Source organism: Polynucleobacter sp. AP-Elch-400A-B2, assembly GCF_018688355.1.
In the GTDB taxonomy this organism is placed as follows: Bacteria; Pseudomonadota; Gammaproteobacteria; order Burkholderiales; family Burkholderiaceae; genus Polynucleobacter.
In genome coordinates this window covers 1,961,083-1,983,452 of the sequence record NZ_CP061317.1, presented here as the reverse complement: position 1 = coordinate 1,983,452, position 22,370 = coordinate 1,961,083, and the positions used below count along the sequence as shown (strand labels likewise).

The following is a 22,370-nucleotide window of genomic DNA, read 5'->3' as shown; positions in this document are numbered from 1 at the left end:
GCCAATACAATAGAGGATTCTAGAGATTAATCCCGGTTACGCAATGCAATCTAATGGTTTATCCCAGCCCTATACCCGCGGTCAGGCACTTCCCGAGCTACTAAAGCAGCGCATTCTGATTTTGGATGGCGCCATGGGCACCATGATTCAGCAATACAAGCTGAGTGAGGCGGATTACCGTGGATTACCAAGCAGCAAACGCTTTGAGAGTCATCCAGGCGATATCAAAGGTAATAACGAACTCTTGGTGCTGACCCAAGCTCAAATTATCAGCAAGATTCATGAACAGTATTTAGATGCCGGTGCAGACATTATTGAGACTAATACCTTTGGCGCTACTTCAGTTGCGCAAGAGGATTACAAGATGGCTCATTTGGCCCGTGAGATGAATGTGATCTCCGCTCAATTGGCGCGTGCTGCCTGTGAAAAATACTCTACGCCAGATAAGCCACGTTTTGCAGCTGGTGCAATTGGACCTACACCAAAGACCGCAAGTATTTCTCCGGATGTAAATGATCCCGGTGCGCGTAATGTGACGTTTGATGCATTGCGAGCTTCCTATCGAGAGCAGATTGAAGGTCTCTTTGAGGGCGGTGTTGATTTATTTTTAGTTGAAACTATTTTTGACACACTAAATGCTAAGGCTGCATTGTTTGCATTGGATGAGTTCTTTGAAGAAACAGGAGAGCGTTTGCCGGTGATGATTTCAGGTACGGTCACGGATGCTTCTGGTCGAATTTTATCTGGCCAAACAGTGGAAGCATTTTGGAACAGCTTGCGCCACATTAAACCACTCACCTTTGGCTTGAACTGCGCCTTAGGTGCTGCATTGATGCGCCCTTATATAGCTGAGCTATCTCGCATCTGCGATGTTGCAGTATCTTGCTATCCCAATGCAGGTCTGCCCAACCCAATGAGTGACACGGGCTTTGATGAGACTCCGGATATTACTTCTAGTTTGGTTGATGGTTTTGCAAAAGATGGTTTGGTCAATCTAGTAGGTGGTTGCTGTGGAACTACGCCAGATCATATTCGTGCAATCGCTAATGCAGTTGCGCAGCGTAAGCCGCGACCCTTCTATCGTGAGAGTGCGGAGCTGTTAGCATGAGTAAGACTGCAAAAGTAATGCCGCCAATGAAGCTTTCAGGCTTAGAGCCTTTTAACGTTACAGCCGATATCCGCTTTGTAAACATTGGCGAACGTACTAACGTAACGGGCTCCAAAGCCTTTGCGCGCATGATTTTGAATAATCAATTTGATGAAGCTTTGGTAGTTGCAAGGCAGCAAGTTGAAAATGGCGCTCAAGTGATTGACATCAATATGGATGAGGCGATGTTAGATTCTGAAGCGGCGATGACGCGCTTCTTGAATTTGATTGCTTCAGAGCCAGATATTGCTCGTGTACCGATCATGATTGACTCCTCTAAATGGAGCGTAATTGAGGCAGGCTTGAAGTGCATTCAGGGTAAGCCGATTGTGAACTCGATTTCACTCAAAGAGGGCGAAGAGCCTTTCAGAAAACAAGCCCGTTTGATTCGTCGTTACGGCGCTGCATCTGTAGTGATGGCATTTGACGAGGTAGGTCAAGCAGACACATTCAAGCGTAAGACAGAAATTTGTCAGCGCTGTTATCAAATTCTCGTTAATGAGCTTGGCTTTCCAGCAGAAGACATTATTTTTGATCCCAATATCTTTGCAATTGCCACTGGTATTGAAGAGCATGATAACTATGCAGTAGATTTTATTAATGCCACTCGCTGGATTAAAGAAAATCTTCCGGGCGCGAAAGTCAGTGGCGGCGTCTCCAATGTCAGCTTCTCGTTCCGCGGCAACGATCGCGTGCGTGAAGCCATTCATACGGTGTTCCTGTATCACGCCATTCAGGCTGGCATGGACATGGGTATTGTTAATGCAGGACAGCTCGGCGTCTATGCAGACTTAGACCCTGAATTACGTGAGCGTGTTGAGGATGTGGTTCTTAATCGCTTTAAAGAAAAAGACGGTAAGACTCCAACTGAGCGCTTGCTGGATATTGCCGACCAATTTAAAGGCGGCGGCGCAAAGCAAGTAGAAAACCTGGTGTGGCGTGAAGCCCCGGTGCGTGATCGTTTAACCCATGCTTTAGTACATGGAATCACTACCTTTATTGAAGGTGATACTGAAGAGCTGCGCGCTCAAATTATGGGTGGAGGTGGTCGTCCGATTGAGGTGATTGAAGGTCCTCTGATGGATGGTATGAATGTCGTCGGCGACTTATTTGGCGCCGGTAAGATGTTTCTACCTCAAGTGGTCAAGAGTGCACGCGTGATGAAGCAAGCGGTAGCCATTTTGATTCCTTATATTGAGGAAGAGAAGCGTCAACATATTGCCTCTGGTGGCGAAGCAAAAGCCAAAGGCAAGATTGTGATGGCCACCGTTAAAGGTGACGTGCACGACATTGGTAAAAATATTGTGACGGTAGTGTTGCAATGTAATAACTTTGAAGTCGCCAATATGGGTGTGATGGTGCCCTGCTCAGAAATTTTGAAGCGTGCTAAAGAAGAAAAGGCAGATATTGTTGGCCTATCTGGTTTGATCACCCCATCCTTAGAAGAAATGACTTACGTTGCTCAAGAGATGCAGCGTGATGACTATTTCCGTGAGCGTCAAATTCCATTGATGATTGGTGGTGCAACCACCTCTCGCGTGCATACCGCAGTTAAGATTGCACCGCATTACGATGGGCCGGTAGTCTATGTGCCTGATGCATCCCGCTCTGTGTCAGTAGCATCAAGTCTGTTATCAGATGAAAGCGCCAAGAAATTTATTCAGGATCTGCGCGATGATTACGTACGTATTCGTGAGCAGCATGCTAATAAAAAAGCGTCTCCAACTATCTCATTAGAAGCTGCACGTAAGAATCGCGAGCTGATTGATTGGGTTCATTATGTGCCTGAGAAGCCCAAGTTTATTGGGCGTCGCGTTTTCAAGAATTTCTCTCTCGGTGATATTGCTAAATACATTGACTGGACGCCATTTTTTCAAACTTGGGATTTGGCTGGTAAGTTTCCAGCAATCTTGGATGATGAAATCGTTGGCGTAGAGGCTCGTAAAGTCTTTGAAGACGGCCAGGCGCTCTTAGATAAATTAATCAAAGGTCAGTGGTTGCAGGCCGATGCTGTAGTGGCTTTCTATCCAGCAAATACGGTAGGTGATGACATCGTCTTGTATAGCGATGAATCTCGCGTGCATCCCTTATTTGTTTGGCATAACTTGCGTCAGCAGGCTGAGCGTCCGGTAGTTGATGGCGTTCGTCGACCTAATCGTTGCTTAGCAGATTATGTGGCGCCAAAAGATTCTCATGTGGCTGATTACCTAGGCTGCTTTGCTGTGACGACTGGCCATGGGGTTGAGAAAAAAGTGGCTGAGTTCCATGCTAAGCATGATGACTACAGCGCAATCATGTTGCAATCTTTAGCCGATCGCTTGGCAGAAGCATTTGCAGAGTTGATGCATCACCGTGTTCGTACCGATCTCTGGGCTTATGCGACTGATGAGGTATTAACGAACGATCAAATGATTAATGAAGAATATCGTGGTATTCGTCCAGCGCCAGGTTATCCAGCTTGCCCCGCACATGAAGTGAAAAAAGATTTATTGCGCGTCATCGGTTCTGAAGATATTGGCATGACCTTAACCGAGTCAATGGCCATGAACCCAGCTTCCAGTGTCAGCGGTTTTTATCTGGCACATCCAGATGCACGTTATTTCAATGTGGGTAAGTTGTCAGTAGACCAGATTGAAGATCTTGCTAAGCGTCGTAATGAGTCCGTTGAAGACATTCGTCGCCAGTTAGCAAGCTCGATAGACTAAATTGGATTTGGGTGGAGTGGGGTGCGGCGTTTAAACGCCCCACATCACCGGTTCATCTTTGGCTTTGGCCTGTTTCATCAGCTCTAGGAAAGGGTAGGCACGCTGTCCTAGCCTATCGGCAAGTTTCGGTTTTTCACTATTTTCTTGATCCGTCGCATTACTTTTAGCCCGCCCTTCAAAGTCTTTGAGAATGGCGGTTTCTAAGGAGACGATGAGGCTTGGTAGTTGCTCCACCGTCAAAATTCCTCTGAGCTCTAATGGGCGGCCCAAAATTTCAAAGATTCTCTGGGTGAGGTCCGCCAGCATGATGACGTCAGGACCCGCTTTGGAGCGAAATTGATAGATCATTTCAGTAGCTTACCACCTGATAAACTCACTTATCTATGTTGTTAACTAATAAAAATCGTTTAATTGAAATGCTCAGTGCGGCCCTTCAGGGCCTTGCCCAGGAGCGTGGTTTGGGCGATGCCCCAGCGCCTCGCCTAGAGCGCCCTAAGGCTGTAGACCATGGAGATGTCGCTTGCAATATTGCGCTTCAGATATCCAAGGCTTGGAAGTTAAATCCCAGGGAATTAGCGCAGGCGCTGGTTGAGCGCTTAGAGCAGCAGCCTGGCTATAGCGACCTCATTGCCTCCTGCGAAATTGCAGGGCCTGGCTTTATTAATTTTCGCCTGAGCAATATCGCTAAAACTGCTGTGGTGCAAGAAGTCCTCACCTCAGGATCTCAGTTTGGTCAGTTAACACCAGAGTTAGCCCCAGTTGCTAGTGCCATGATTGAGTTTGTATCTGCTAATCCTACTGGCCCGCTGCATGTGGGTCATGGTCGTCAAGCTGCGCTAGGCGATGCCCTAGCAAATCTATTGGCAACTCAGGGCATTAAGGTACACCGCGAGTTTTATTACAACGATGCTGGAGTCCAGATCGCAAACTTGGCGCTCTCAGTGCAAGCTCGATTAAACGGACTTAAACCAGGTGATGCTGCTTGGCCAGATAGTGCTTATAACGGTGAATACATTGCGGAGATTGCGACTGCTTTTAAGGATTCACCTGAATACAAAGATGATCTTGAGGCGATTCGGCAATTTGCCGTTGCGTATCTACGCAATGAACAAGATATTGATTTAAAAACATTTGGTGTGAAGTTTGATTGTTATTACCTAGAGTCTTCCTTATATACCGATGGTAGTGTTACAAAAATTGTCGAAGAGCTGCAGAGCATTGGCAAGACCTATGAGTCTGAGGGCGCTCTCTGGCTCAAGACAACGGATGATGGTGATGATAAAGATCGCGTTATGCGTAAGTCTGATGGCAGCTTTACCTACTTTGTGCCTGATGTTGCTTATCACACCAGTAAATGGAATCGTGGTTTTGAAAAAGTGATCAACGTCCAAGGGAGCGATCACCATGGCACTATCGCCCGAGTTCGTTCGGGCTTGCAGGGCGTGGCACAGAAGCGTGGTTGGGATATTCCCAAAACCTACCCCGACTATGTGTTACACAAGATGGTGACAGTGATGCGCCATGGCGAAGAAGTCAAAATTTCTAAACGTGCCGGCTCTTACGTGACTGTGCGTGACTTAGTTGAGTGGTCTGGCGGTGTTACGCCAGAGATGACTGCTGATGAGCGAGAGCTGGCATTACAGCGTGGCAGAGATGCTGTACGTTTCTTCCTCATCTCCCGCAAGGCCGATACAGAGTTTGTCTTCGATATTGATTTAGCATTACAGCAAAATGATGAGAATCCCGTATTCTATGTGCAATATGCCCACGCGCGGATTTGTTCAATTCTGACCCAATGGGGTGGAAAAGTGTCCGACCTCAATGGTGCGGATCTCTCTTTACTGCAAAGTAAAGCTTCCGATCACGTATTGCGTCGCTTAGCTGAATATCCAGAAATGCTGACAGATGCGGCTGCAGATTTGGCGCCACATGCTTTAGCTTTCTACTTGCGTGATTTAGCGGGCGACTTTCATACCTTCTACAACGCGGATCGCGTTCTGGTGGATGATCCTGCATTGAAATTGGCACGCCTTGCTTTGCTCCAAGCGACGCGCCAAGTACTTGAAAATGGATTAAAAGTATTAGGTGTATCAGCACCCGCTAAGATGTAAGCTACAACAATTGCTAGTGCTCAAGAAGTAAAAAGAAGGATGGGGATACGATGAAAAAAAATAATCAACACACCAGCTTCACTCCAAAGACCCAGTCTTCGAGTCCGGAGTACGGCGGTACTATTCTGGGCTTCATCTTAGGGCTTGGCGTTGGTCTTGGCGTGGCTTTTGTGATTGCCTTTTACCTCTCTAAAAACACACCGCAAGAACGCCCTGGAGTTAGAGCTCCCAATCTTCCTTTAACTATTAAGTCGGGATCAGCGCCGGTGGAAGGTGAAGTGACTGCCCCGGCAGAGGCCCTAGATCTGAATAAGCCTTTGCAGGGTAAATCTGCAGCACCTGCCGCTAATGCGCCAGATCCAATTGCTGATTTAGCTAATGGTAAGAAGCCAATAGATGTGGCTCCTGCCACAAAATCAGATGCTATTTACTTCCTACAGGTAGGCGCCTTTAATAAGCGTGCTGATGCAGATGCTCAAAAAGCGAGTTTAGCGATTCAGGGTATTCAATCTCAATTAAGTGAGATTAGCAGTGAGGGCAATACGCTTTGGCGTGTGCGTGTTGGCCCTTACAGCAGTGTTGAAGAAAGCAATCCCGTGCGTGATAAGCTTAATGGCATGGGTATTAAACCGAGTGTCATTAAATCTAGTAAATCATGATTACATTATCTAAATCTAAAAGAGCCTTTTTATCTGCCACAATTTTTGGTTTGGCATTTTCTTTTTCAGGTCTTGCTGCTGCGCAAAGTCCCAAGATTGAAGAGGGGTTTGATTATCGTATTCTGCCTATCCCTCAGCCAGTTGAGGCCAAAGGGAAGGTCGAGGTTATCGAGTTCTTTTGGTATGGTTGCCCGCATTGCTATGACTTTGAACCAGAGCTCAATGCCTGGCTTAAGCGCCAAGCAAAGGATGTGACATTCCGTAAAGTGCCCGTGGCTTTCCGAGATGATTTCATGCCGCACAGCCAACTGTTCTATGCCTTAGAGTCCATGGGTAAGGGCGAGGCGATGAATGACAAAGTCATGTATGCCATGCATAAAGAAAACAAGCGCCTCATGACAGAAAATGAGATCGCCGATTGGGTGGCCTCACAAGGCATCGATCGCAATACTTTCCTGGCTACCTATCGCTCTTTTGCCGTTGTATCTAAAGCACGTGCTGCAAGACAGATGGCTGATGCCTACCGCATTGATGGTGTGCCAACGGTTGTGATGCAGGGTCGCTACGTCACATCCCCATCCATTGCTGGAACCAAGGCAAAAGCGATTACTGTAATGGATTACTTAGAGCAAAAAATTCGCAAGGATAAGTACAAGTAATTCAGAATCTTAGATTTTGACGAAGCGTCGGATAATCCAGAAGTAAAGCGGGTAAGGCAGGATTCTGAGGAACTTTAAGAATCCTGAAAACCGCTTAGGGAAGTGAATATCAAATTCTCCAGCCTGAAGTCCGGCGAGGATTTCTTGTGCGGCCTCATCGGCAGTAATGAGCGCTGGCATCTCAAAATCATTTTGTGCGGTAGCTTCTGTCGCAACAAATCCTGGTGAAATCATGTGTACGCTCACGCCCTGCGGCAGTAAGTCGTAGTATAAGGTTTCACAGAAATTAATGATTCCCGCTTTACTTGGCCCATACGCCAAAGCTTTAGGTAGTCCGCTATATCCCGCTACACTACCCACGATGGCAATATGACCAGCATGTGCTTTGAGCATATCAGGCATCACAATGCTGACCGCCCGCATGGGACCGAGCAAATTGGCATCAATTGTTTTCTGCGCAATCTCAAATTCAAAATTATCAGCACGTAATGGGGTATATACACCCGATACAAACAAGAGTAGATCTAAGCCACCCCAAGCTTCTAGGATACTGCGGTAGGCAGAGTCGAGTTGCTCTTGATGGGTGACATCTAATGGAAGCACTATGGCCTGTCCTGGCTCCGCAGATTGTGCGAGAGTATCCAGGCGCTCGGCGCGACGGCTAGAGAGTGCGACTTTTGCACCTGCCTTGATAAACGCTTTTGTACAGGCCTCGCCAATACCGCTGGAAGCTCCAATGACCCAAATCCGTTGCTTTACAAAAGAAGCTATTCCTTTTTGTTTCATGGGCGTAGTGCATCGCTTGAGTGAATGATATCTTTATGTTTGAGGGTGTACTGCACTACATCAATACTCTTTTCAGAAAATCCAGCAGCGCAATACATCAGATAAAAATTCCAGAGCCGAATAAATGCCTCATCGAATCCAAGGCGATAAATTTCTTCAATCTTGTGATTAAAGCTATCGCGCCATAGGCATAGTGTTTTGGCATAGTCAGCACCAAAAGCAAACTCTGTCTCAAGCTCTAGACCAGCACTAGCTGCGGCAGCCTTAAATTTAGCTGGAGAGGGGAGCATGCCCCCTGGAAATACATACTGTTGAATAAAGTCGGTACTCTGGCGATAGCGCTCAAATAAATCATCTGCGATCACGATGGTTTGGATACAAGCCCGGCCACCCGCTTTGAGTCGCTTTGCAACTGTTTGGAAGTATTCGGTCCAATGGTTCTCGCCAACTGCTTCAAACATTTCAACAGAGGCAATACCGTCAAATTGCTCTTTACAGTCCCGATAGTCTTGCAGCCGAACCTCAAATTGCTTTGCATTGCTTACTTCTGTAGAGATCTTTTGAAGTCTAGAGTCTGCAAACGCTTTTTGTTCCGTCGATAAAGTCAGGCCAGTGACTTGATTACCATTACGTAAGGCTTCTTCCATGAAGCCGCCCCAACCGCAGCCTATTTCTAAGATTTGATCACCCTCTTTAGCGTGGATGGAGTCTAAGATGCGTTTGATTTTTGCACGCTGGGCATCCATGAGTGATTGCTTGTCACCCTCAGAAAACCATGCACTTGAGTAGCTCATCGTGGGGTCTAGCCAAAGCGTGTAAAAAGCATTACCTAGGTCATAGTGCGCATGAATATTTTTACGGCTTCCAGATTTAGAGTTGTCTCTAAACCAATGCCTCAGGCGATAGGCTATAGAGCCAAACCAGCTGCCATAAATTGCTTTCTCTAGGATGGCGCGATTGCGAATGGCTAGTTCTAGAACCGCTTTGAGATCGGGCGTATTCCATTCACCTCGGATATAACTTTCGGCAAAGCCGATATCACCATGAGATAACACTTGCTTAAATACAGACCAGTCTAGGACTTGAATTTCTGCATGTAGTTGGTCTGAGCTGTTGCCAAATTCTCTTACTTCATTATTAGGAAGGGTGAGTATTAGATGCCCACTGCGCAATTGAGCCAAAAGACCCAAGAGCGCTGCTGTGCTTGCATCACCTTGTTGAGGTTTGGACTTTCGCCTTTCAGGGCGAGAGAAGGTGAGGCGAGATAGCAGTGTTTGACCGGGGCGATTCATCGAGTAACTTCAAGTTCTGGTGGTTTAGGTTTTGAGTGAAAGGGTACACCTTTTAGCCATAATTTCAATGCCTGCCAGTGAATTCGACCGATAACACCCAGACTCATGAGGGGGTAGCGCAAAAAGGCAAGGTAGAGAGTGCTTTTAGTTAATGGTTGAGTAAGGCCGCTGATGCTGGTGTTGATTAATGGAGCCCCGTCCTCGTGGAGCTCAATCCGACAAACAATATTTCGTTTTGAATTGCTATCTTGTGGAAATAAAAAGCGGAAGTGGTACTCCCCTCGAACATCACAAAAAGGCGAGACATGGAATACCTTGTCGCTCACCAGCGTCTCTCCGGATTGCAGTGCTTTACCAGAGTCATGATGGAGTAGATAGCAGTGTCGTTCGCCAAAGGTGTTGTTTACTTCAGCTAGCACCGCTCGCACTTGACCATTAGTTTGGGTACAGATCCAAAAGCTGACCGGATTAAAGACATAGCCGAGAACTCGCGGAAAAGTATGTAGCCAAATCTCACCATCATCATGATGAACGTGATTTTCTTTAAGGATCGATTCGATCCAGGATAGGCTGTTCTCATCGCCTAACCCATGATCTTGATCAAAAAAGGAAAAGAGTCCAAATTGCTTGTCCTTGAGCCCATGCTGACTCAGTAATCTTGGATTATTTCTGCGCGCGCGCATCGGAATAGACAAAGTAAATACACCATAGCCAAACGCATTAATAGCGGGACGAAAGCGCCGATGCTTTACTGCTCCAAAATTAATCGTTGGCAAATTCATTTACTGAGAATCTTTAATGGAGCTAGATTTAACTCGATGAGAAATACTTTCCATCAGATCCATTGCTACCAATTCGCCTGAGCGCAAACCGTCCTCATGAAAGCCAAACCCGGTCCATGCTCCGCAATACCAGATTGAAGAGTTACCCTGAATTAAGGGCAGCTCCTTTTGTGCCTGCACGGCGCGCATATCAAAGACCGGGTGCGAGTAATGGATTTCTTCATGCACCAATTTTGGATTAGGATCTTTCAGTGGATTTAGGCTCACAATCACTTGTGTACCCTCGAATGCTTTGGGTAGGGGCTGTAGGCGATTGATTAAATAATTCACACTCACGTGTTGTTGGGCAGTCGGTGATGCACCAGATTTTGCGGTGTAGTTCCAAGCTGCCCAGCAGCGTTCAGTAGCGGGCAAGAAATTGATATCGGTATGCAAAATTGCACGATTCTTCTGGTAAGGAACCGAGGCTAAAATATTGCGCGCATCTTGCCCAATGCCATGCACCAACTCTAAGGCTTGATCGCTATGACAAGCCATTACCACTTCATCAAACTGGTGTATTCCAGAGGGTGTAATTACTTCAACTGGAGAATCTTCTGATTTGCTAGCGTTAATTCTAGAAACGGATTCACGTACAAAATGGACTTGATGCTTCTCTAGAGTCGCTACTAAAAGCTTTACGTATTCTCGGGATCCGCCTTTAACAGTAAGCCATTGCGGGCGATTTTGGATTTGCAGGAGACCATGGTTATGGCAGAAGCGGACCATGGTCTGAATCGGAAACTCTAGCATCTGCTCAACAGAGCATGACCAAATAGCGCCAATCATTGGCAAGAAATAATTTTCTTTAAAGCTGGTGCTAAAACGATTGCGATCTAAAAAATCTTTAATGCGCTCATCTGGTTCTGAGTACTCAAGTTTGGCAGTGATTTGTTCTTCAGCGAGTTGAGTGGCGAGGCGATTAAAGCGCAAGATGTCATAAGCCATTCTCCAGAATGACAAGGAGAACAAATTAGACCTTTGACCAAAGAAGGAGTTGAGATCGTTACCAGCCCATTCAATTTTTCTACTATGTCCGGTTTTTCCTCCCGCATCAATGGATACTGAAAAGGACATTTCTGATGGCGCAATCGGAACTTGAATTTCTTCAAATAGACGAACTAAGCGAGGATAGGTTTTGCGGTTAAATACCAAGAATCCAGTATCGACTCCATGGGTCATCTGGCCATGAGGAGTTTCTAGTGTGAGGTCTACAGTATTACTGTGGCCGCCAATATGGTTGCCACCTTCAAATACGGTGATTTCTAAATCTGGATGCTGCCTTAATGCGTATGCACATCCTAAGCCTGATATGCCGGCGCCAATGATGGCAACTTTTTTCTTACCCACTAAATTTTTTCTCCAAGAAGTTTTTCTATTTCACCAGTAATACTGCTGCTTGCTGGTTTTGTCATGCTGCCAAACGAATCGACTACATTACCGTTCCGATCAATCAGGTACTTATAAAAATTCCACTTCGGTGTTGTTCCAGTTTTAGCAATGAGCATTTTAAATAGTGGATTTGGATTGCTTCCACTAACTGAGCTCTTGGCGAACATGGGGAATTTCACGTCATAGGTATTTTTACAGAAGTCAGCAATCTCTTTATTGCTACCTGGCTCTTGTTGGCCAAAATCGTTTGATGGAAATCCCAATACAACCAAGCCGCGGTCTTTATATTTGGCATACAACTTCTCCAGACCCTCGTATTGGCTCGTAAAGCCACAAAAACTGGCTGTATTCACAACGAGAATGACTTTGCCTTGGTATTGGCAAAGGCTTTGAGGTGCCTCATCCTGCAATCGTGGAAAGGTGTGAGATAAAAGGGGGCTGCAGCTGGCGGCGGGAGCTACCTTTGCAAACGACATTGCTGTCAGCAAGAAAAATAGCGCCAATAAGTACCGGGGCATATTACGAATCATCTTAAGCCTTTGGGTGGGACGGGGATATCCAAGTCTAAGACATTCTGGCAAAAATCGTTGAATCTGACCCAATGCCATTAATATGGCGCTATGAGCTCATTACCCCTACCTTCTTTCGAGTCTAAAGTCTGCGTTCCTACTGAGCTCGAGGCTCGTATTGCGGCGCTTCCCAGACCCTTGGTATTTACGAATGGCGTCTTCGATATCCTGCATCGAGGGCATGCCAGCTATCTAGCCCAAGCTAGAGCCTTGGGCGCTAGCCTGGTAGTGGGGGTGAATTCAGATGCCTCGGTCAAGATGTTGGGTAAGGGTGATGACAGGCCAATTAATACCGAGGCTGATCGCCAGGCTTTATTGGCAGCGCTTGAGAGTGTCGACTTGGTAGTGTTATTTACAGAACAGACCCCGGTGAATCTGATTGCCAAGATTCATCCCGATATTTACGTCAAGGGTGGGGATTATGAAATCGATTCCCTGGAGGAGACCCGCCTCGTGAAAACTTGGGGTGGTGTAGCGGTAGCGATCCCATTTTTATATGAGCGCTCCACAACAACGCTATTGGGCAAGATCCGCACAAGTTGACTTACTTGGTGGCCTTCAAGTTTTGTAAGAGCCAAGCCCAAAGCCCGCGTAGCACCAAACCTTCAATCGGATCTACTGGCAGCACTGCCAACTCTGGAAACTGTTTAATTTCATTTGCCAAAATTTTGGCATTGCCCCCATCAAGCCAAATTCGCTCAACTGGATGATTCATCCCTTTAGCTAAATAGGCTGCGCGCAGAATTGCCCCCATTTGCGCCGCATCACAACCGCCTGTAATCGCCTCATCTGTAGTGCTACCAAAGCTCGCCTGAGCTTCGGGCTGATTGACACGGACTACTAATGGAAGTTGAGCCGTATTTTGTTGCAGGCTTTCTTGCATCAGACTTAAGCCTGGCAAGATCCAGCCACCGTAATGGACGCCATTGCCACCCAGTAAGTCAATGGTAGTGGCCGTCCCAGCGTTGATCACCAGCGTGTTAGTACTAGAGAGAGCTCTTGCGCCAATCAGTGCGGCCCATCGATCTGCTCCCAATTTGCTGTGGTCTTGATAGAGTGTTCGTAAGCCCTCGTAAGGACTACCACCTGTGAACTGTTTCCACTCAAGATCTTGCCATTGCGGAAACAGACTGCGTAGATTTTCAATAGCAGCATCGCCTGCTACGCAACAAAAGGCAATAGCATCTGGCTTAGGTAAGGTTTTAGAAATATAGTCAGACAGCTCAGCGCGTAGTTCGGCTGACTGAAAAGATTTGGTGCTGATCGACCCAGAGTATGCCCACAGTTTTTTATTGCGGTCTGCAATGTTTTGTGTAGATTCGACCGCGGCCCACTTGAGTCGAGTGTTTCCAAGATCAAATACCAAATACAGACTCATGATTGAACTCGCAAAGAAACATCGCCCGCATGAATAGCGATAGATTTGTCATGCTGATGAAGAATAAGTGCACCAGAATCATCCACTCCGGAAGAGACTCCAGTGACGGGCTCTTTGCCGGCACCTGATATGCAAACAGGCTGACCATGAAAGGCGTCCCAGTGCGACCAGGAATCTTGAAAGTAGCCAAACCCATGCTGTTCAAATTGGGTTAAATGCCTTTCAAATGACTCAATCATTTTTAGCCAAATGAACTCCACATCCGGAATCGGCACGTGATGAGGTGCGAGTTGATCCAAAGCGGCAGCAGAAAAAGAGACTTGATTTTCTGAGTTCTGCCCAATCAATGCTGCATTACGTAAGTTCAGGCCTAGCCCGATCACCATCCAAGTGGGTGAACTTGGACTACTTTGTCCGCCTTCAATCAGGATGCCACCAAGTTTGGCATTGTTCAGTAGTAAATCGTTAGGCCACTTCAGTCTTAGACCTTGTTGATGGAGAGTGGTTTCATGGATCTGCAAAGCTCCAGCAATACCGGCAATAACTGCTAGTCCAATAACTAGACTAAGTCCGCTCAGCTCTTGGGGGCGTTTATCGAATGGGTATGCCAAGGAAAAGCATAGGGTATCTCCAGGCTTGGAAAGCCAAACTCTGCCAGCTCTACCCTTGCCAGAGGTCTGATCGTGGGCTATGCGAGCTACGGGATCAATTAATTCACCGGCACGCCAACGAGCCAATAAATCATCATTAGTTGACTTGGTGGTGGCAACGCGTTCAAGAATGCAATTCGGGCTCATTTTTCTATTGTAGAAAGATCTAGGCTGGCTGACCTAGAATAAGGGAATGCAACACGAAGATCAGCGTCCTCGCAAGTTTGTTTGGCCTCTCCAGGCAATGCCTTTGGCTAGGGCCATTAGTTTGAGCTATGCGCTTTTAATTATCTATGTCAGCCTAAATCCCTTTGATTTCAACTTTTCCAATGGGATCGCCCCATGGGCATGGTTGGATGCACCCTTACCTCGCTTTATTACGCTCTTTGATGTGTTGGTCAATGTCTTGGCCTATATTCCCTTGGGGTTTCTGCTGGTCTTTGCTTGTTACCCACGTTGGCGTAATTTTGTTGCCTTAAGCGTTGCCTTGAGCTTTAGTGCGGCATTGGCTTTTAGTGTGGAGTCCCTACAAACTTGGCTACCCACTCGTATTCCAAGCCAAATGGATTGGTGGGCCAATGTATTGGGCGGTTTGATGGGTGGCTTATTAGCCATTCCATTGGGCCCCCAGTGGCTCTCTGGAAGTGCAATACGTCGTCGCTTTGACCAATGGTTTGGCGTGAACTGGGCTGCTTGCGCCTTATTTTTACTTTTTCCCTGGGCTCAGATCTATCCCCAGAGCTCTTGGTTGGGAACGGGAGTATGGGGGCATGCCATTTTTGCCTCGGTCGACTGGGGCACCATGGTGGTCAATCATGTTATTCAAGAATCCATCATTACGGCGGTTTGTTGGCTCGGCACTGGACTCTTGCTATCTTTAGGGATGCGTGCAAAAGCGCCTCAGTGGAAAATACTCAATAGTCTGCTTTGCTTTACTGTTTTAGTGAAGATTGCCTTTACTGCATTACAGTTCGGGACGGAATTTGGTTTGTTGTGGCTCACCGCAGGGGCTATTTGGGGAATGGTGCTGGGCAGTCTGTTGTTGAGATGGGCTCTTCAGTTTTCTTTACCCAGCAAAGCTTGGCTTGCAATCGCCTGCTTAGTCACTGCCACCTTGGTAATTAATTTGCTACCAGACAATCCCTATTTCATTCTGACATTACGACATTGGTATCAAGGTCGGCTATTGCATTTTAATGAATTAATGCAATGGGTTTCAGTAGTATGGTTGCCATTAGCATTATTTTGGGTACTCCGAAATAGAACCACCTTTAATTTAAAACCTTGATTGAGGTGACATATGAGTTTTAAACACCATGTTTTTTTCTGTCTAAACCAGCGCAGTAACGGCGAAGATTGTTGTGATCGTCATAATGCTTTTGCCCTTTTTGATTACGCAAAAAAGCGTGTCAAAGAGTTAGGCTTATCTGGTCCAGGAAACATCCGCATTAATAAAGCAGGGTGTTTAGACCGTTGTGCTGATGGCCCGGTGGCGGTGATTTATCCAGAGGGTATTTGGTATACCTTTATCGATACTGAAGATATCGAAGAAATCATCCAGTCACACTTAATACAAGGACGCCCAGTAGAGCGCCTGCAGTTAGCTTAAAAGATTTCAGAAAGTTCTTTCATGAATAGCCGTACCAAAATAATTCAGATTGATGGTGTTGTAGGTCAAATCGAAATGTCGATTGATCTGCCAGACGAATTAAAAAATAATCCTGATTTTTTGGTGAGAGGTTTGGCTTTAGTTGCGCATCCACACCCACTGATGGGCGGAACGATGGATAACAAGGTTGCGCAAACCATGGCGCGTGCTTTTAATCAATTGGGTTACGTGAGCGTGCGCCCTAATTTTCGCGGAGTAGGTGCTACCGCTGGTATGCATGATGACGGTGTCGGTGAGATGGAAGACTTGCTGCACGTCACCGATTGGATGCGCACTCCTTCTAGTTGGAGTCAACTTGAGGCGACTGCGCAACAGGCATGGGTAGAGACTGCCAATACTTTGCCTTTAGTGGTTTCTGGCTTTTCATTTGGTAGTTTTGTTGGTACCCATTTGGTTCAGCGCTTGGCAGAGCTAGGGCGCCCAGCTGAGCGGCTCGTCATGGTGGGTAGTGCGGCTGGCAAATGGGTCTTAGCACCCGTGCCTGCTGATACGATTTTGATTCATGGTGAGGTAGATGAAACCATTCCCTTGATTGATGTCTTAGATTGGGCGCGTCCTCAAGAGTTAACAGTTCAAGTGGTGCCAGGTGCCGATCATTTTTTCCATCGACGTTTACATTGCATACGTAACATCATTACTAGCGCCTGGTTGGGCATGCCCGATCACCGTAATCAATAAAGTAAACAGAAAAGTTAAAAGATAAAAGCATATGACTGAAGATAAAAAATCCCTTATCGAATATCCATCAGAGTTTCCGATCAAGGTAATGGGTAAAGCTAATCCCGAATATCTGCCCGCAATCTTGCACATTGCTCGCCAATTTGATCCTACCTTCGATGAGAGTAAGGTTGAGCAGCGACCCTCCAAAGATGGAAATTATTTAGGCATTACATTGCCAATCACTGCTACTAGCCGAGAGCAGTTAGATGAGTTGTATCGCACTTTATCTACGCATCCTTTGGTTAGCGTTGTCCTCTAAATTATCGGTATGAGTTTTTTAGTAAAACATTTAGGGTTAGCTGAGTACGAGTCAACCTATCAAGCGATGCGGGATTTTACGCAGCAGCGAGATAGTGATACCCCAGATGAAATTTGGATTCTTGAGCATCCCCCGGTCTTTACTTTGGGCTTAGCGGGGGATGCGGGTAACTTACATTCCCCTAGTAATCAAATTCCATTAGTACAGGTTGATCGTGGTGGTGAGATTACATATCACGGGCCTGGACAAATCGTGGTGTATTTACTGCTCGATCTGAGACGTTTGGGTATTTTTGTAAAAGAGCTTGTCACCCGAATCGAGCAGGCTTTGATTGATACCTTGGCAGATTTTGGTATTCAGGCAGAAAGACATGCTGGAGCGCCGGGTATTTATATTGCCCAGGAGAGTTCAATACAGGCAGAGTATCGAGGTGCCAAGATTGCCGCCCTGGGACTCAAGGTCTCCAAGGGGTGCTCTTATCATGGGCTTGCCCTTAATGTGTCTACTGATTTGGCTGCTTTTGCCCGTATTCACCCATGTGGGTATGAGGGCTTAAGGACTGTAGATATGCAAACTCTTGGGATCAAGGACAATATAGACATTATTAGCCAAACCCTTTTAGGGCATTTGCAAAAGCAACTGATTTCATCATGACCACCAATAAGCCGGAACTCGATACCACCGCTACTATCAATAGTCGCCAGGATCTCAACTACGATGCCTCCCGCAAGCAGAAATCGAGTGAGAAAACTGCACGCATTCCAATCAAGATTGTTCCCCTGGAGCAAGTACTCAAAAAGCCCGATTGGATTCGAGTAAAAGCCGCTTCTGGAAATTCTCGCTTCTCTGAGATTAAAAAGATTCTTCGAGAAAATGAGTTAGTTACAGTTTGCGAAGAAGCAAGTTGCCCTAATATTGGTGAGTGCTTTGGTAAAGGCACGGCTACCTTTATGGTCATGGGCGATAAATGTACACGTCGTTGCCCATTTTGTGACGTGGGTCATGGCAGGCCAGATCCCTTGGATGCAAAAGAACCAGGTAATTTAGCGCGTACGATTGCCGCCCTGAAATTAAATTATGTGGTGATTACTAGCGTAGATCGCGACGATTTACGTGATGGTGGTGCGATGCATTATGTGGACTGTATTTCTCAGTCACGCGATCTCTCCCCGAATACACGTATTGAAGTGTTGGTACCGGATTTCCGTGGCCGCTTAGACAAGGCTTTAGATATTTTTTCTGAGCATGCGCCAAAAGGCCTGCCAGACGTCATGAATCACAATTTAGAAACTGTGCCGCGTTTATATAAGCAGGCGCGTCCTGGCGCAGACTACGCACACTCGTTGAAGTTGTTGAAAGACTTTAAAGAACGCTTCCCACATATTCCAACCAAGAGCGGTTTGATGGTGGGCTTAGGCGAAACGGATGAAGAGATCTTGGCGGTGATGCGCGATATGCGTGAGCACAATATCGATATGTTGACGATTGGTCAGTACTTAGCACCGTCAGGTCATCATCTTCCAGTTCAGCGTTATGTCCATCCAGATGTGTTTAAGCAATTTGAGGCAGAGGCTTACGCTATGGGCTTCTCACATGCTGCCGTGGGCGCGATGGTGCGCTCTAGCTATCATGCTGACCAACAAGCGCACAGTGCAGGTGTTATCTAAAGTTATGCTCCAAAAGTTTTGTGTAGTTTTGGCGCTTGCATTTTTACTTTCTGCTTGTAGCCCTAAATTAGATTGGCGCACTGTGCAGTCTCCACAAGAGGCTTACACCGCTCTCTTTCCGGGTAAGCCTGAAAAGATCGAGAGAAAACTCCCATATCAAAATCAAGAAATTCCACAAACCTTAGAAGCGGTAAAGATTGATGATGATATTTATTCGGTGAGCGCGATTCGTTTGAGTAAAAATCAAGTTAGCCTAGCGCCTAATTTATTAGAGCAGATGCAAGGTAACTTATTTAGCCGCGCAAATGTAAACCAAGGGAGTGCCATCAATGTTGATGCTCTTTATCGGACTGCAAATAAACAGCGCGCCGCTACTAAAGATTATTTTTTAGAGTTTCAATCCTCTGGCAGAGTAGAGCAGTCAATGCGTGTTCGTTGGATCACCAGAATGACAGCAGATAATGGAGTTTGGATTTATCAGGTCTCGGTTTTGCACACTGCACCAGCGCGAGTGAATGCCAAAACATTTTTCTCTGAAGAGGCGTACTTAAACTTCTTTGATGAGTTTCATCCAGAATAATTTCCAGATGAAACTAGATACTGCTTAAGACTTTTCTAAGGCAGCTACTTTAGCTTCGAGAGCTTCCAACTTTTCTCTAGTCTTTGCTAGTACCTTGGATTGCAACTCAAACTCTTCGCGAGTAACCAAGTCCATTTTCTGAAAACCTTGATTCATCATGGCGCGCACGTTCTTTTCAATCTCTTGCGCTGGTGAATTACGAATAGCATCCCCAACCTTGTTCTGCATATCGCTAGCAATACGCTGGATTTGTTCTATGATTTCACCTGGTTTTTGCATAATGCTGCCCGCCGTTCTTTTGAAATTTGCGTAAAGGATTAAGAAAGTATTTTAAGTTGTCGGGCTAAAAGCAGGCGAAACCAACTAAAAAAGCCGGATATGCACCTAAATGAACGAAAATAGTGCATATCTAAGCACCAAAATTGTGCATAAGCCTTATTTAGGGGAATTGTGACAAATACGTGATCTCCCCATCCGTCATGATCACTCCATGCAATAAAGCATCTATCCCTTTTTTATGACCACTAAGGAGTTTCATATGAAAACGATTCAAAAGTCAGCCATCGCTCTTGCAGCTTCTGGCTTATTCGCAACAACAGCATTTGCGCAAACAGCACCAGCTGCGCCAGAGGCTCCAGAAGCAAGCCCTATTACAGCTAACGTAACAGTGGTGAATGATTACCGTTATCGCGGTCTGACCCAGTCAAACTTTAAGCCAGCAATTCAGGGTGGCTTTGACTATGCCCATGAAAGCGGTTTTTATGTTGGTAACTGGAATAGCTCGATTAGCTGGATTGGTGATGGATACGGCGTTGCAGGATCTCCAACAAGAACTGCAACAGTATCTGCACCACTTGAGATGGATTTTTATGCTGGATTCAAAAAAGAATTCATTGCTGAAGGCTTTGCAACTGATGTTGGTGTTTTGCAATATTACTATCCGACCCAAGGTCTGCCCGGTATTAACGGCGTAAGCAGAACTGCATCTGCAACAGCAAACACTACTGCCTTGGGTGCAGCACGTCAAAGTGCTGGTGTTAGTCCGAACACTACTGAAATATATGCAGCCCAAAACTTTACTTTCGGACCCGTAACAGGCTTTGCTAAATTGTCATATGCAGTTACACCACTATTTGGTATCTATAACAGTACTGGCTCTACATATCCTGATCTGACTGTAAATTATGACACCGGCGTTTATGGGATAGCTTTGAATGCGCATGCAGGGTACCAGATGATTAGCAATAATTCTTCTGCGTATAACTTTAGCTATGCTGATTGGAAACTTGGTTTAACCAAAGATTTTGGCGGCGGCCTATCAGGAGCCATCGCATATGTAGGAACAAATGCTAAAACATATGCTGGTAACCCTGTTTATGCAACTCCGCAAAATTCAAATGCCGGTAAAGCAGGTGGTTTGATCTCTCTTACTAAAGCTTTTTAATTCTTTCCTCTGAACGGAGAAACGTATGAAATTAATTACCGCAATCATCAAGCCCTTCAAGCTTGACGAAGTGCGCGAAGCTCTCTCGGAAGTGGGAGTTTCGGGCATCACCGTCACTGAAGTTAAAGGCTTTGGCCGTCAAAAAGGTCACACCGAGTTGTATCGCGGTGCTGAGTATGTAGTCGACTTTTTGCCGAAAGTAAAAATTGAAGCTGCTGTTGAAGATGGCATCTTGGAGCGAGCGATTGAAGCAATTGAAAAATCCGCTCGTACTGGAAAAATTGGCGATGGCAAGATTTTTGTCTCCCCAGTTGAACACGTCATTCGCATTCGTACCGGTGAAACCGGCGCGTCAGCACTTTAAAGAGAGGTTCAAAATGTTAACTTGGATGAAACGACTCCTAGCTGCAAGCGCAATGGCCTTGGCTATTGGTGCAACCAGTGTCATGGTAGCTTCGCCAGCTTTTGCTGATGAGGCTAAGCCTGTTGCCGCAGCAGCCGCAGCTGCAGTTGCTGCTGCTCCTGCACTAGTTCCGAACAAGGGTGATACAGCTTGGGTACTAGTGTGTACTGCATTAGTAATCTTGATGACATTGCCGGGTTTGGCTTTGTTCTACGGCGGTTTGACACGTAGTAAGAACATTCTTTCTGTACTAGTACAGTGTATGTTTGTGTTTGCATTGATCACCGTGTTGTGGGCTCTCTATGGATACAGCTTTGCATTTACTGAAGGTGGCGCATTCGTCGGTGGACTCGATCGCTTGTTCTTAGCTGGTATTACTCCAGATTCAGTTGCCGCTACATTTAGTAAAGGAATTGTGATTCCTGAGTATGTATTTATGGCCTTCCAAGCTGCGTTTGCAACAATCACATGCTGCTTGATCATTGGTTCATTTGCTGAGCGTGCTAAGTTTTCTGCAATCGTATTGTTTGTCATTCTTTGGTTCACTTTCAGCTACTTGCCAATCGCTCACATGGTTTGGTTCTGGCCTGGTCCTGATGACATCAAAGATGCAGCATCACTTGAGGCAATCACAGCGCGTGCTGGTTGGCTATGGCAGAAGGGTGTTCTCGACTTTGCTGGCGGTACCGTTGTTCACATCAATGCTGCGATTGCAGGTTTGGTAGGTTCATTCGTCATCGGCAAACGTTTGGGTTACGGCAAAGAGGCAATGAAGCCGCACAACCTAGTATTCGTCATGATTGGTGCTTCACTCTTGTGGTTCGGTTGGTTTGGTTTCAATGCTGGTTCTGCTCTCGAAGCAAACGGCAGTGCAGCCTTGGCATTCGTAAACACATTATTTGCAACCGCTGCAGCAGTACTGAGCTGGTCAGTTGCTGAGTGGGTTCTTAAAGGTAAGCCTTCCATGTTGGGTGGTGCATCTGGTTGCGTAGCAGGTTTAGTTGCAATTACCCCTGCTGCTGGTTTCGTAGGCCCAATGGGCGCCCTTGTAATCGGTGCTGCTGCTGGTGTAGTTTGCTTATGGGGTGTTACCGGTCTCAAGAAGCTTTTGGGCTCAGATGACAGCTTGGACGTATTCGGTGTGCACGGCGTTGGCGGTATTTTGGGCGCTTTGTTAACTGGCGTGTTCGCAGACCCAGCTTTAGGCGGAACAGGTATTTGGGATTATGTAGCGAATGCTGCAGCCCCTGACTACTCCATTGCTAGCCAATTGTGGATTCAGAGCCAAGGCGTCATCGTTACCTTAATTTGGTCAGGTGTGGTTTCTTATATCGCCTTCAAATTGGTTGATTTAGTAGTTGGCCTACGTGTTAAAGAAGATGAAGAGCGCGAAGGTTTGGATATCAGCTCACACGGTGAGACTGCTTACGAGTCTTAATCAGTAGATTTACCCCTCACT

General features: G+C 46.3%; 25 protein-coding genes. 16 read left to right on the top strand and 9 right to left on the bottom strand.

All coding sequences use genetic code 11. The annotated features are described in order from the left end of the window. Window positions 1-43 precede the first annotated feature (43 nt). Window positions 44-1,108: a homocysteine S-methyltransferase family protein gene (locus tag FD977_RS10200; RefSeq protein WP_215305500.1), complete on the top strand. Its 1,065-nt coding sequence runs from the start codon at window positions 44-46 to the stop codon at window positions 1,106-1,108. After that, window positions 1,105-3,852: a methionine synthase gene (gene metH, locus FD977_RS10195; protein ID WP_215305499.1), complete on the top strand. Its 2,748-nt coding sequence runs from the start codon at window positions 1,105-1,107 to the stop codon at window positions 3,850-3,852. Before FD977_RS10200 ends, metH begins: the two co-directional genes overlap by 4 nt. Before the next feature lie 30 nt (window positions 3,853-3,882). Here metH and FD977_RS10190 read toward each other — a convergent pair whose 3' ends face one another. Beyond that, window positions 3,883-4,200: a DUF1840 domain-containing protein gene (locus tag FD977_RS10190; RefSeq protein ID WP_215305498.1), complete on the bottom strand. Its 318-nt coding sequence runs from the start codon at window positions 4,198-4,200 to the stop codon at window positions 3,883-3,885. 35 nt (window positions 4,201-4,235) lie between these two features. On the opposite strand from FD977_RS10190, the gene argS reads away from it, so the two are divergent. From argS to FD977_RS10175, 3 genes are read left to right on the top strand one after another with little or no spacing between them, the layout of a single operon-like run. Next, entirely contained in the window at window positions 4,236-5,963 is a 1,728-nt protein-coding gene (gene argS, locus FD977_RS10185; protein ID WP_215305497.1) for an arginine--tRNA ligase, read from the top strand. 50 nt (window positions 5,964-6,013) lie between these two features. Continuing rightward, complete coding sequence (locus FD977_RS10180) at window positions 6,014-6,622, top strand: SPOR domain-containing protein (RefSeq protein WP_215305496.1); 609 nt, start codon at window positions 6,014-6,016, stop codon at window positions 6,620-6,622. Further along, entirely contained in the window at window positions 6,619-7,281 is a 663-nt protein-coding gene (locus FD977_RS10175; protein ID WP_215305495.1) for a thiol:disulfide interchange protein DsbA/DsbL, read from the top strand. The genes FD977_RS10180 and FD977_RS10175 overlap by 4 nt, the downstream gene beginning before the upstream one ends. A 9-nt stretch (window positions 7,282-7,290) precedes the next feature. On the opposite strand, the gene FD977_RS10170 is transcribed toward FD977_RS10175, so the two are convergent. The 5 genes from FD977_RS10170 to FD977_RS10150 are packed head-to-tail and all read right to left on the bottom strand — an operon-like array spanning window position 7,291 to window position 12,090. Beyond that, window positions 7,291-8,067 carry an SDR family oxidoreductase gene (locus tag FD977_RS10170; RefSeq protein ID WP_215305494.1) on the bottom strand — a complete coding sequence of 259 codons (777 nt, stop codon included), beginning with the start codon at window positions 8,065-8,067 and terminating at the stop codon, window positions 7,291-7,293. Further along, complete coding sequence (locus FD977_RS10165) at window positions 8,064-9,359, bottom strand: cyclopropane-fatty-acyl-phospholipid synthase family protein (protein ID WP_215305493.1); 1,296 nt, start codon at window positions 9,357-9,359, stop codon at window positions 8,064-8,066. Before FD977_RS10165 ends, FD977_RS10170 begins: the two co-directional genes overlap by 4 nt. Then, window positions 9,356-10,141, bottom strand: a complete 786-nt coding sequence (locus FD977_RS10160) for a DUF1365 domain-containing protein (protein WP_215305492.1) — start codon at window positions 10,139-10,141, stop codon at window positions 9,356-9,358. The genes FD977_RS10165 and FD977_RS10160 overlap by 4 nt, the downstream gene beginning before the upstream one ends. Next, entirely contained in the window at window positions 10,142-11,530 is a 1,389-nt protein-coding gene (locus tag FD977_RS10155) for an NAD(P)/FAD-dependent oxidoreductase (RefSeq protein WP_215305491.1), read from the bottom strand. Then, a complete protein-coding gene (locus tag FD977_RS10150; RefSeq protein ID WP_371743110.1) occupies window positions 11,530-12,090 on the bottom strand; it encodes a glutathione peroxidase in 561 nt (186 codons plus the stop codon). Before FD977_RS10150 ends, FD977_RS10155 begins: the two co-directional genes overlap by 1 nt. 102 nt (window positions 12,091-12,192) lie before the next feature. On the opposite strand from FD977_RS10150, the gene rfaE2 reads away from it, so the two are divergent. Then, entirely contained in the window at window positions 12,193-12,684 is a 492-nt protein-coding gene (rfaE2, locus tag FD977_RS10145; RefSeq protein ID WP_215305489.1) for a D-glycero-beta-D-manno-heptose 1-phosphate adenylyltransferase, read from the top strand. A 1-nt stretch (window position 12,685) separates the two neighbouring features. Here the strand turns inward: rfaE2 and FD977_RS10140 are convergent, their stop codons facing one another. Both FD977_RS10140 and FD977_RS10135 read right to left on the bottom strand, forming a co-directional pair. Next, the gene (locus tag FD977_RS10140; RefSeq protein ID WP_215305488.1) at window positions 12,686-13,519 is read right to left on the bottom strand and encodes a type III pantothenate kinase; all 834 of its coding nucleotides are present in this window, start codon (window positions 13,517-13,519) and stop codon (window positions 12,686-12,688) included. Continuing rightward, entirely contained in the window at window positions 13,516-14,316 is an 801-nt protein-coding gene (locus FD977_RS10135) for a biotin--[acetyl-CoA-carboxylase] ligase (protein ID WP_215305487.1), read from the bottom strand. The genes FD977_RS10140 and FD977_RS10135 overlap by 4 nt, the downstream gene beginning before the upstream one ends. A 46-nt stretch (window positions 14,317-14,362) precedes the next feature. On the opposite strand from FD977_RS10135, the gene FD977_RS10130 reads away from it, so the two are divergent. From FD977_RS10130 to FD977_RS10100, 7 genes are read left to right on the top strand one after another with little or no spacing between them, the layout of a single operon-like run. Continuing rightward, entirely contained in the window at window positions 14,363-15,457 is a 1,095-nt protein-coding gene (locus FD977_RS10130) for a VanZ family protein (RefSeq protein ID WP_215305486.1), read from the top strand. A 12-nt stretch (window positions 15,458-15,469) separates the two neighbouring features. Then, the gene (locus FD977_RS10125) at window positions 15,470-15,778 is read left to right on the top strand and encodes a ferredoxin (RefSeq protein WP_215305484.1); all 309 of its coding nucleotides are present in this window, start codon (window positions 15,470-15,472) and stop codon (window positions 15,776-15,778) included. 21 nt (window positions 15,779-15,799) lie between these two features. Further along, window positions 15,800-16,516, top strand: coding sequence for an alpha/beta hydrolase (locus FD977_RS10120; protein ID WP_215305482.1), 717 nt, complete (start codon window positions 15,800-15,802; stop codon window positions 16,514-16,516). A 31-nt stretch (window positions 16,517-16,547) separates the two neighbouring features. Continuing rightward, the gene (locus FD977_RS10115; RefSeq protein ID WP_215305480.1) at window positions 16,548-16,817 is read left to right on the top strand and encodes a YbeD family protein; all 270 of its coding nucleotides are present in this window, start codon (window positions 16,548-16,550) and stop codon (window positions 16,815-16,817) included. A 9-nt stretch (window positions 16,818-16,826) separates the two neighbouring features. Next, on the top strand, window positions 16,827-17,471 hold the full coding sequence (lipB, locus tag FD977_RS10110) for a lipoyl(octanoyl) transferase LipB (protein ID WP_215305478.1): 645 nt from the start codon (window positions 16,827-16,829) through the stop codon (window positions 17,469-17,471). Further along, window positions 17,468-18,484, top strand: coding sequence for a lipoyl synthase (gene lipA, locus FD977_RS10105; protein ID WP_251369484.1), 1,017 nt, complete (start codon window positions 17,468-17,470; stop codon window positions 18,482-18,484). The genes lipB and lipA overlap by 4 nt, the downstream gene beginning before the upstream one ends. Before the next feature lie 4 nt (window positions 18,485-18,488). Further along, the gene (locus tag FD977_RS10100) at window positions 18,489-19,064 is read left to right on the top strand and encodes a hypothetical protein (RefSeq protein WP_215305476.1); all 576 of its coding nucleotides are present in this window, start codon (window positions 18,489-18,491) and stop codon (window positions 19,062-19,064) included. A 24-nt stretch (window positions 19,065-19,088) separates the two neighbouring features. Here the strand turns inward: FD977_RS10100 and FD977_RS10095 are convergent, their stop codons facing one another. Then, on the bottom strand, window positions 19,089-19,343 hold the full coding sequence (locus FD977_RS10095; protein WP_215305474.1) for an accessory factor UbiK family protein: 255 nt from the start codon (window positions 19,341-19,343) through the stop codon (window positions 19,089-19,091). A 259-nt stretch (window positions 19,344-19,602) separates the two neighbouring features. Here FD977_RS10095 and FD977_RS10090 point away from each other — a divergent pair, with 259 nt between their 5' ends. From FD977_RS10090 to FD977_RS10080, 3 genes are read left to right on the top strand one after another with little or no spacing between them, the layout of a single operon-like run. Further along, window positions 19,603-20,508: a TorF family putative porin gene (locus tag FD977_RS10090; protein WP_215305472.1), complete on the top strand. Its 906-nt coding sequence runs from the start codon at window positions 19,603-19,605 to the stop codon at window positions 20,506-20,508. A gap of 25 nt (window positions 20,509-20,533) precedes the next feature. After that, the gene (locus FD977_RS10085) at window positions 20,534-20,872 is read left to right on the top strand and encodes a P-II family nitrogen regulator (RefSeq protein ID WP_011903792.1); all 339 of its coding nucleotides are present in this window, start codon (window positions 20,534-20,536) and stop codon (window positions 20,870-20,872) included. Between the two features lie 13 nt (window positions 20,873-20,885). Then, window positions 20,886-22,349, top strand: a complete 1,464-nt coding sequence (locus FD977_RS10080) for an ammonium transporter (protein ID WP_215305470.1) — start codon at window positions 20,886-20,888, stop codon at window positions 22,347-22,349. Window positions 22,350-22,370 lie beyond the last annotated feature (21 nt).

What these genes read in the sequence shown, in the direction of transcription:
- FD977_RS10200 (WP_215305500.1), top strand. Translation starts at nt 44, where the DNA reads ATGCAATCTAATGGTTTATCCCAGCCCTATACCCGCGGTCAGGCACTT.
- metH (WP_215305499.1), top strand. Translation starts at nt 1,105, where the DNA reads ATGAGTAAGACTGCAAAAGTAATGCCGCCAATGAAGCTTTCAGGCTTA.
- FD977_RS10190 (WP_215305498.1), bottom strand. Translation starts at nt 4,200, where the DNA reads ATGATCTATCAATTTCGCTCCAAAGCGGGTCCTGACGTCATCATGCTG.
- argS (WP_215305497.1), top strand. Translation starts at nt 4,236, where the DNA reads ATGTTGTTAACTAATAAAAATCGTTTAATTGAAATGCTCAGTGCGGCC.
- FD977_RS10180 (WP_215305496.1), top strand. Translation starts at nt 6,014, where the DNA reads ATGAAAAAAAATAATCAACACACCAGCTTCACTCCAAAGACCCAGTCT.
- FD977_RS10175 (WP_215305495.1), top strand. Translation starts at nt 6,619, where the DNA reads ATGATTACATTATCTAAATCTAAAAGAGCCTTTTTATCTGCCACAATT.
- FD977_RS10170 (WP_215305494.1), bottom strand. Translation starts at nt 8,067, where the DNA reads ATGAAACAAAAAGGAATAGCTTCTTTTGTAAAGCAACGGATTTGGGTC.
- FD977_RS10165 (WP_215305493.1), bottom strand. Translation starts at nt 9,359, where the DNA reads ATGAATCGCCCCGGTCAAACACTGCTATCTCGCCTCACCTTCTCTCGC.
- FD977_RS10160 (WP_215305492.1), bottom strand. Translation starts at nt 10,141, where the DNA reads ATGAATTTGCCAACGATTAATTTTGGAGCAGTAAAGCATCGGCGCTTT.
- FD977_RS10150 (WP_371743110.1), bottom strand. Translation starts at nt 12,090, where the DNA reads ATGCCCCGGTACTTATTGGCGCTATTTTTCTTGCTGACAGCAATGTCG.
- rfaE2 (WP_215305489.1), top strand. Translation starts at nt 12,193, where the DNA reads ATGAGCTCATTACCCCTACCTTCTTTCGAGTCTAAAGTCTGCGTTCCT.
- FD977_RS10140 (WP_215305488.1), bottom strand. Translation starts at nt 13,519, where the DNA reads ATGAGTCTGTATTTGGTATTTGATCTTGGAAACACTCGACTCAAGTGG.
- FD977_RS10135 (WP_215305487.1), bottom strand. Translation starts at nt 14,316, where the DNA reads ATGAGCCCGAATTGCATTCTTGAACGCGTTGCCACCACCAAGTCAACT.
- FD977_RS10130 (WP_215305486.1), top strand. Translation starts at nt 14,363, where the DNA reads ATGCAACACGAAGATCAGCGTCCTCGCAAGTTTGTTTGGCCTCTCCAG.
- FD977_RS10125 (WP_215305484.1), top strand. Translation starts at nt 15,470, where the DNA reads ATGAGTTTTAAACACCATGTTTTTTTCTGTCTAAACCAGCGCAGTAAC.
- FD977_RS10120 (WP_215305482.1), top strand. Translation starts at nt 15,800, where the DNA reads ATGAATAGCCGTACCAAAATAATTCAGATTGATGGTGTTGTAGGTCAA.
- FD977_RS10115 (WP_215305480.1), top strand. Translation starts at nt 16,548, where the DNA reads ATGACTGAAGATAAAAAATCCCTTATCGAATATCCATCAGAGTTTCCG.
- lipB (WP_215305478.1), top strand. Translation starts at nt 16,827, where the DNA reads ATGAGTTTTTTAGTAAAACATTTAGGGTTAGCTGAGTACGAGTCAACC.
- lipA (WP_251369484.1), top strand. Translation starts at nt 17,468, where the DNA reads ATGACCACCAATAAGCCGGAACTCGATACCACCGCTACTATCAATAGT.
- FD977_RS10100 (WP_215305476.1), top strand. Translation starts at nt 18,489, where the DNA reads ATGCTCCAAAAGTTTTGTGTAGTTTTGGCGCTTGCATTTTTACTTTCT.
- FD977_RS10095 (WP_215305474.1), bottom strand. Translation starts at nt 19,343, where the DNA reads ATGCAAAAACCAGGTGAAATCATAGAACAAATCCAGCGTATTGCTAGC.
- FD977_RS10090 (WP_215305472.1), top strand. Translation starts at nt 19,603, where the DNA reads ATGAAAACGATTCAAAAGTCAGCCATCGCTCTTGCAGCTTCTGGCTTA.
- FD977_RS10085 (WP_011903792.1), top strand. Translation starts at nt 20,534, where the DNA reads ATGAAATTAATTACCGCAATCATCAAGCCCTTCAAGCTTGACGAAGTG.
- FD977_RS10080 (WP_215305470.1), top strand. Translation starts at nt 20,886, where the DNA reads ATGTTAACTTGGATGAAACGACTCCTAGCTGCAAGCGCAATGGCCTTG.